Raw genomic sequence first — 7,200 nt, 5'->3', positions numbered from 1 at the left:
GCAGGAACGAGACATACCGGTATCCGGGCCGCAGCGGGTCGATTTCGGCGAGATGCTCGGCCATCGCGATCAGATTGGTGTGCGACAGCTCGGCGAGCTTGGGACGCGCGGTGGTGCCCGAGGTGGTGCAGATGATCGCCGTGTCGTCCGGGCGGACCATCGCGAGGCGCTCGTCGAACCACCCCGGCCTGGCCTTCGCTTCCTCGGCGCCGACGGCTTCGACACCGGTGAACCGCTCGAGGTACGGCTGCGGGTAGCCGGCCAGGCCGCGCGGGTCGTAGTAGACGATCGTGGCGAGCTTCGGCAGCTGGTCCTTGAGCCGGATCAGCTTGTCGACCTGCTCCTGGTCCTCGGCCACCACGACACGCACCTCGGCCACGGAGAGCACATGCAGGATCTCGTCGTCGGCACTGCTGGGATAGACACCCATGGCCGCGCCGCCAAGGCACTGCACGGCCAACTCCGTGATCAGCCACTCCGGGCGGTTGTCGCCGAGCACGGCGACCACGTCACCGCGGCCGATCCCCAGGGCGGCCATGCCGTGGGCGAGCTCACGCACCCGCCGCGCGTACTGTGCCCAGGTCAGCGGCTGCCACACGCCGAAACGCTTCTCCTGCATGGCGGTGGCCCGCGGATGCTCGGCGGCACGCGCGAAGAGCAGGCCGGGAAACGTGCTCATGTACCCGCTTCCCCGAGATAGGCGTTGATCACTGCCGGGTCGCGGCGGACCTGCGCGGGCGGACCCTCGGCGATCAGCCGGCCGAAGTCGAGCACGGTCACGGTGTGGGAGACGTCCATGACCACGTCCATGTCGTGCTCGATGAGCACCACCGTCACCCCGGCATGTTCGTTGACGTCGAGTACGTAGCGAGCCAGGGACTCCTTCTCCTCGGCGTTCATGCCCGCCATCGGCTCGTCGAGCAGCAGCACGGCCGGCTGCATGCACAGTGCCCGGCCGAGTTCGACCCGTTTGGCGTAGCCGTACGACAGGGCACCGACCGGCTGGTGTCGAACCACCTGGAGCTCCAGCAGGTCGATGACCTCCTCGACCAGCGCCCGGTGCTCGATCTCCTGCCGGCGGGCCGGACCGAACCAGACCAGTGCGGGCAGTAGGGCGTGACTCATCCGGTGGTGCCGACCCAGCATCAGGTTCTCCAGCACCGTCAGGTGCCGGAAGAGCTCGATGTTCTGGAAGGATCGGGCCAGGCCCAGCCGGGCGATCTGATGTGGACGGCGGCCGACGAGTTCCACCGCGCCGGCGGCCCGGAAAAGTGTGATCGTTCCCTGCTGCGGCCGGTACAGCCCGGAAGCGCAGTTGAGCAGGCTGGACTTGCCCGCCCCGTTCGGTCCGATCACCGCATGGATCTCACCCTGCCGCACGGTCAGCCCGACCCCGTCAAGGGCCCGGACCCCGCCGAAACTCAGACCCACGTCGGACACCGTCAGCACCGGTTCACCCGCCGGCACCGTGCTGCCGTTGAGCGGGAACCGGTACTCGCGAGTGATCATGGACGGCTCCTGCCGGAGGTCGTGCCCACTGTGGACAGTTCTCACGCGTTCTGGATGTTCGCGGCGTCCTGCAGGCCCAGCAGACCAACGGCCTGGTCGCGCATCTCGACCTTGCGGATCTTGCCGGTGACGGTCATCGGGAACCCGTCGACCACATGGACGTACCGGGGGATCTTGTAGTGCGCCAGGCGGCCGGCGCAGAACTCCTGGACCTGCTCGGCGCTGAGTGGTTCGGCGCCGGGGCGCGGCACGATCCAGGCCATCAGCTCCTCGCCGTACTTCCGGTCGGGGACGCCGATCACCTGGACGTCGGCGATGTCGGGGTGGGTGTGGAGGTACTCCTCGATCTCCCGCGGGTAGACGTTCTCGCCGCCCCGGATCACCATGTCCTTGATCCGGCCGACGACGTTGACGTAGCCCTCGGCGTTCATGGTGGCCAGGTCGCCGGTGTGCATCCACCGGCCCGCGTCGATGGCCTCGGCGGTGCGGTCCGGCTCGTCCCAGTACCCGAGCATCACCGAGTAGCCACGCGTGTGCAGCTCACCCGGCTCGCCACGGCGTACCACCTGCCCGGTGGCCGGGTCGACGATCTTCACCTCGATGTGGGGCATGACCTGGCCGACGGTCTCGGTTCGCTGGACCAGGCCGTCGTCGCGGCGGGTCATGGTCGACACCGGGGAGGTTTCGGTCATGCCGTAGCAGATCGCCACCTCGTCCATGTGCATCTCGCCGAGCACGCGCTTCATCACCTCGACCGGGCAGGGTGCGCCGGCCATGATCCCGGTGCGCAGGCTGGACAGGTCGAACTCGCCGAACCGCGGGTGGGCGAGCTCCGCGATGAACATCGTCGGCACGCCGTACAGGGAGGTGCAGCGTTGCGCCTGTACCGCCGCCAGCGTGGCCTCGGGGTCGAAACCGGGTGCCGGGAGCACCACGCACGCGCCGTGCGAGGTCGCCGCCAGGTTGCCCATCACCATGCCGAAGCAGTGGTAGAGCGGCACCGGCACGCAGACCCGGTCGTTCTCGGTGTAGCCGAGGCCCTCGGCGACGAAGTAGCCGTTGTTGAGGATGTTGTGGTGGGACAGCGTGGCCCCTTTGGGGAAGCCGGTGGTGCCCGAGGTGTACTGGATGTTGATCGGGTCGTCGAAGGTCAGCGTGGCCGCCCGCGCCCGCAGCTGGGCGGGGTCGGCGCGGCGGCCGGCGGTGACCAGCTCGTCCCAGCCGGCCTCGCCGATGAACACCACCGGTTCGAACCCGATCTCGGCGAGCATCGCCCGGTAGTCACTGCCGCGGTACGCGACCGCGCTGACCAGCAGCCGCAACCCCGCCTGGCGGACCACGTAGCCCAGCTCGTGCGTGCGGTAGGCCGGGTTGATGTTGACCAGGATCGCGCCGATCTTCGCGGTGGCGTACTGGACCAGGACCCACTCCGCGCAGTTGGGAGCCCAGATGCCGACCCGGTCCCCCTTGGCGACATCCATCGCCAGCAACCCGAGCGCCACCTCGTTCACGGCGGCGTCGAACTCCGCATAGGTGAAACGCCGGCCGGTGGCCACCTCGACCAGCGCCTCGCGGCCGGGGTACCGGGCCGCGGCGCGTTCCAGGTTCTCCCCGAGCGTCTCCCCGAGTAACGGCCTCGTTGACACGCCGGACGCGTAGGAAAGGGACATGCCCGAAGCATCCGGGCAGGTCGTCCAGCCCTGCTACCCCCGATCAGGGGTAGCAACGGACGACCGTCCACGTGACACTCTGATGGCATGGCGGTAACACATCTGCCAGCGGGCAACGTCGCCCGGGAACGCCGCGAGCTGCTGCGTGCCGCGCTGGGACGGATGCGGCGCGTGACGGGCCTGCCCGTCACGTTCGGCGGCGAGGTGCCCGCCGGCGGCCGAGGCGTCCGCCTCACGGAGTTCGCCGGCACCCGGACCGACGTGCTCGCCGGCCTGGTCATCAACGCCGGCAACGGTCTGGGCGGGCGGGTGCTGGTCGCCGCCAGGCCTGCCAGCGTGGACGACTACGCCGCGGACGCCCGCATCAGCCACGAGTACGACAAACCCGTGACCATCGAGGGCTTGCGGGCGATCGGGGCGGTGCCGGTGGTCGTGAGCGAATCGGTGGTCGGCGTCCTGTACGGCGGCACCCGCGAGCCACTGCCGCTCGGCGGCCGGGTACTGGACGCCATGAACCAGGTCGCGACGCGCCTGGGTGTCGAGCTGACCGTGCGGGCGGAGGTCGAGCGGCGAGTGGCGGAGCTGATCACCAAGACCACTCGCGAGGCTCCCGCCGTGCCTGGGTCGGAGGAGCTCCGCGAGGCGCGCGCCGAACTGCTCGTGATCGCCGAGGAGATCACCGACCCGGCACTACGCCAACGACTGCAGGCGATCTGCCATCGGCTGACCCCCGCCGGCGACCGATGTCCGCCGGCCAACCCGCTGTCGCCCCGCGAACTGGAGGTACTGGCCCTGATCGCGGAGGGCTGCGGCAACGCCGAGGCCGGGCGACGTCTGGGCCTGGGGCCCGAGACAGTCAAGAGCTACCTGAGCAACGCCATGCGCAAACTCGGCACACACAGCCGGACCGAGACAGTCGTCGTGGCCAGACGGGCGGGGTTCCTGCCATGACAGCTCGGGTAGGCCCGCACGGGTGGACCGGTGGCCATGTTCTACAACATCCCGGGCGAACGTAGCCCGGACACCACCGTCGACGGTCTGGCGAAACTGCGGCCCGTGCGCGCCAAGCACCGGGTTCGTCACCTAGGCGGACCATGTCAGAAGCATCTGAAACCGATCGGTTTTTATTTGCCGGGAGCAGGTTAACCTCGGAGGATGACGACTGAGGCGAAGCCGAGCTCCCGAGAGCGGCTGCTGGAGGCCGCGGCCACGCTCACTTACCGAGACGGTGTCGGTATCGGTGTCGAGGCGCTGTGCAAGGCGGCGGGGGTGTCGAAGCGGTCCCTTTACCAGCTGTTCGAGAGCAAGGACGAACTGCTGGCAACGAGTTTGAAGGAGGGCGCGGCCACCTTCGTGGCGAGTCTGCTGCCCCTGGCGGACGACGGCCGTTCACCCCGTGAGCGGATCCTGCACGTCTTCGAGCAGATGGAATCGCAGGCGCGTGCGCCCGAGTTCCGCGGCTGCCGCTACCTGGCCGTGCAGATCGAGCTCAAGGACCAGCGCCACCCCGCGAGCCGGGTGGCACGCCGGATCAAGCGGAACCTGATGACCTTCTTTCGTGTCGAGGCCGAGCAGGGCGGAGTGAGGGACCCGGACCTGCTGGCCCGCCAGCTCATCCTGGTCTTCGACGGCGCCAACGCCCGGGCGGGGATCGGCGTCGACAACCTGAAGGGGCTCATCGCCCCCACCGTGGCCACCCTGCTCGATGCGGCGGGCATGCGCTGAAACAGACGACCGGTCAGGAGGAGGCTGGGCGTTTTGCCGGAGGGTGACACTGCTGCCCCATGACCTGTTCGCCGACCGGCCTCCAGGTGTAAACCGATCGGTTTCCGACCTATTGACCGGACTACGGGCAGCTCGACTTGCCAGGTGAAACCGATCGGTTTACGCTGTTGGAAACCGATCGGTTTCCAGTGCGCCACCCACAGGAGCAGGCGAGATGCCCGACCAGACGCCCCGTCCCACGATTCATGTTCCCGGGACCACCAGCCACACCATCGCCCCACGGGAGGGACACCGGGAGGGAACGCTGCGCTACCTCAAAGCGGGCACTGGCGCTCCTCTGGTGCTGCTGCACACCGTGCGCACGCAAGCCGAGCACTTCCGCAACCTCATTCCTCTGGTCTCGGACCAGTACACCGTGTACGCCCTCGACCTCCCGGGCATGGGCTACTCCGAGATCGTGCCCGGCGCGTCGTACGAAGAGCCGGCGATGCGTGCGGGCGTCGAACGGCTCCTCACGGGACTCGACCTCGAGGACGTGACGTTGCTGGGCGAGTCCATGGGGGCGGTGCTCGCCCTGACCACCGCGGCCGATCTGCCGGACCGGGTCCGGCGCGTCGTCGCGGTGAACACCTACGACTTCCGCGGCGGGATCGCCCGGTCCGGCCTCCTCGCCCGGGTGGTGGTCGCCGGTGTCCTCGCTCCGGGGGTGGGCCCGGTGGTCGCCGGGGTGGAGCCCAAGCCCGCGCTCCGTAGGATCCTGCGGGACGGGCTGGGTGACAAGACCGCCCTACAGGCGGACTACCTGGACGAACTCCTCCAGGTCGGCCGCCGTCCCGGCTACCCGGGCGTTGCCCGCGGCGTCTACCAGAACCTGCCCAGTCTTATCGCGGCCCGCTCGCGCTACCCCGAAATCAAGGCCCCCATCCACCTCGTCTACGGGGAGAAAGACTGGTCGCGGCCATCGGATCGGACAGCCAACAAGGAACTGCTGCCCGACGCCGAATTCACGCTGGTGCCGGGAGCCGGCCACTTCATCACCCTCGAAAGGCCCGACATACTGGCCGGCCTGGTGAACGCGGTGGCGGCGTGAGCCGAACGATGACCGGCCAGACTCGCGTTGTCACGCACCAGGTACGCCGGCTCGAAGTCGCGGTCGATCTGCCGTTCAAGGAATTCCGTAAACGCTTCGAGAAGGCGGTCCCTCCCTTCGAACCCGGCCACTTCTTCGATGACCACGGCCCGGACGACACCGACTGGACCACGATCAACCGGATCACCGACCAGCCCCGCACGGGTTCCTGCTGTACTGGCGCAACGAAATCGATCCGATGATGCGGGTGGCCGGGCACGACCGCCGCTGCACGACCTACCTCATGGGCAACCACATCGTCGCCGAGCGCGTGTATCGCCACGACTCGGGCATCATGCTCTACGCGCCACTTCGCGTCACCATCTACGAGGATCACGACAACCGGCTGTGGCTCTCCGTCGACCAACCGAGCACCCACTTCGCGAGTTTCGACGATCCGAAAATCACCGCCGTCGGCGCGGAACTGGACGGCAAGCTCGCCGACCTGTTCACCACACTCAGCATCGCCGTTCCCACCGAACTGGCGTAGCGGACGACCGCAGCCGACTCGGCACGACATCGAAGCCAGGGCGCGGCAAGCACACCGCGAAGCATCACGCCGCGCGACATCGTCGCTGGAACTGGACGACATCGTCCACGGCAACCGGCACGGCCCACTCCCACTGCGCTGGGTGTACCGACACGTGCTGCGCGAACTCGCTCAGCACTGCAGGCACGCCGACATTCCGCGCTCGCGGCTCCTCAACGAGTAGCGCGCCGGCATCCGCCCATGCCACTCCGCGCGCCAGTGACCAGATCGGGGAGGGCGACGCTGGCCAGGTCGAAGATCTTGCGTACCAAAGCGCCATCTACGACGTCGTATGGTGGCCTTCCGCGACGATGGTGCCGCCGTGCGTTGCTAAACAATCTGCCGACGAGCACACGCTGGCCAACTCTGACGCTCAACTGGCCAACTGAAGCGCTCAGTCACAGCGGTGGGGGCGCGGACTGTGACGCGGCCGGTGGCACCAAGCTCATGGCGAGTGAGCGGCTCCAGCTGCCGGACACGTCGATCAAGGATTACTGGCGGCTGAACGGCAAGCTGCAGGCCGACTGGCTGATCGGCCGGACGGACGCCAAGGCCCAGGTGCTGCTGCTGAACTTCACCGATCCCATCTGGGGTCCGTGGATCACCGAGGGCTTCGAGGCACAACTGAACACGTGCTC

The 7,200-nt window shown here is 68.3% G+C and carries 10 protein-coding genes; 7 read left to right on the top strand and 3 right to left on the bottom strand.

The annotated features are described in order from the left end of the window. The 3 genes from VF106_RS03480 to VF106_RS03470 all read right to left on the bottom strand — a co-directional run. A partial coding sequence (locus VF106_RS03480) for an AMP-binding protein (protein WP_330838074.1) occupies positions 1 to 679 on the bottom strand: 679 nt, incomplete at its 3' end. After that, positions 676 to 1,509 carry an ABC transporter ATP-binding protein gene (locus VF106_RS03475; protein WP_330838073.1) on the bottom strand — a complete coding sequence of 278 codons (834 nt, stop codon included), beginning with the start codon at positions 1,507 to 1,509 and terminating at the stop codon, positions 676 to 678. The genes VF106_RS03480 and VF106_RS03475, both read right to left, overlap by 4 nt. A gap of 41 nt (positions 1,510 to 1,550) precedes the next feature. After that, the gene (locus VF106_RS03470; protein ID WP_330838072.1) at positions 1,551 to 3,179 is read right to left on the bottom strand and encodes an AMP-binding protein; all 1,629 of its coding nucleotides are present in this window, start codon (positions 3,177 to 3,179) and stop codon (positions 1,551 to 1,553) included. A gap of 87 nt (positions 3,180 to 3,266) precedes the next feature. On the opposite strand from VF106_RS03470, the gene VF106_RS03465 reads away from it, so the two are divergent. The 7 genes from VF106_RS03465 to VF106_RS03435 all read left to right on the top strand — a co-directional run. After that, entirely contained in the window at positions 3,267 to 4,130 is an 864-nt protein-coding gene (locus VF106_RS03465; protein WP_330838071.1) for a helix-turn-helix transcriptional regulator, read from the top strand. Positions 4,131 to 4,334: 204 nt separating this feature from the next. Further along, entirely contained in the window at positions 4,335 to 4,904 is a 570-nt protein-coding gene (locus VF106_RS03460; protein ID WP_330838070.1) for a TetR/AcrR family transcriptional regulator, read from the top strand. Between the two features lie 214 nt (positions 4,905 to 5,118). After that, complete coding sequence (locus VF106_RS03455) at positions 5,119 to 5,994, top strand: alpha/beta fold hydrolase (RefSeq protein WP_330838069.1); 876 nt, start codon at positions 5,119 to 5,121, stop codon at positions 5,992 to 5,994. A gap of 8 nt (positions 5,995 to 6,002) precedes the next feature. Continuing rightward, positions 6,003 to 6,236 carry a hypothetical protein gene (locus VF106_RS03450; protein WP_330838068.1) on the top strand — a complete coding sequence of 78 codons (234 nt, stop codon included), beginning with the start codon at positions 6,003 to 6,005 and terminating at the stop codon, positions 6,234 to 6,236. Beyond that, positions 6,233 to 6,523 carry a DUF302 domain-containing protein gene (locus tag VF106_RS03445; protein WP_330838067.1) on the top strand — a complete coding sequence of 97 codons (291 nt, stop codon included), beginning with the start codon at positions 6,233 to 6,235 and terminating at the stop codon, positions 6,521 to 6,523. The genes VF106_RS03450 and VF106_RS03445 overlap by 4 nt, the downstream gene beginning before the upstream one ends. Next, positions 6,429 to 6,746 (top strand): mycothiol transferase, encoded by a 318-nt coding sequence (locus tag VF106_RS03440; RefSeq protein WP_330838075.1) that lies wholly within the window; start codon positions 6,429 to 6,431, stop codon positions 6,744 to 6,746. Before VF106_RS03445 ends, VF106_RS03440 begins: the two co-directional genes overlap by 95 nt. A 263-nt stretch (positions 6,747 to 7,009) precedes the next feature. Further along, a partial coding sequence (locus tag VF106_RS03435) for a hypothetical protein (protein ID WP_330838066.1) occupies positions 7,010 to 7,200 on the top strand: 191 nt, incomplete at its 3' end.

Origin of the sequence: Actinophytocola sp., from assembly GCF_036378875.1 — a bacterium.
GTDB lineage: Bacteria > Actinomycetota > Actinomycetes > Mycobacteriales > Pseudonocardiaceae > Actinophytocola.
Note: the sequence above shows the minus strand (reverse complement) of the source record. Positions and strands in the feature narration are given on the sequence as shown.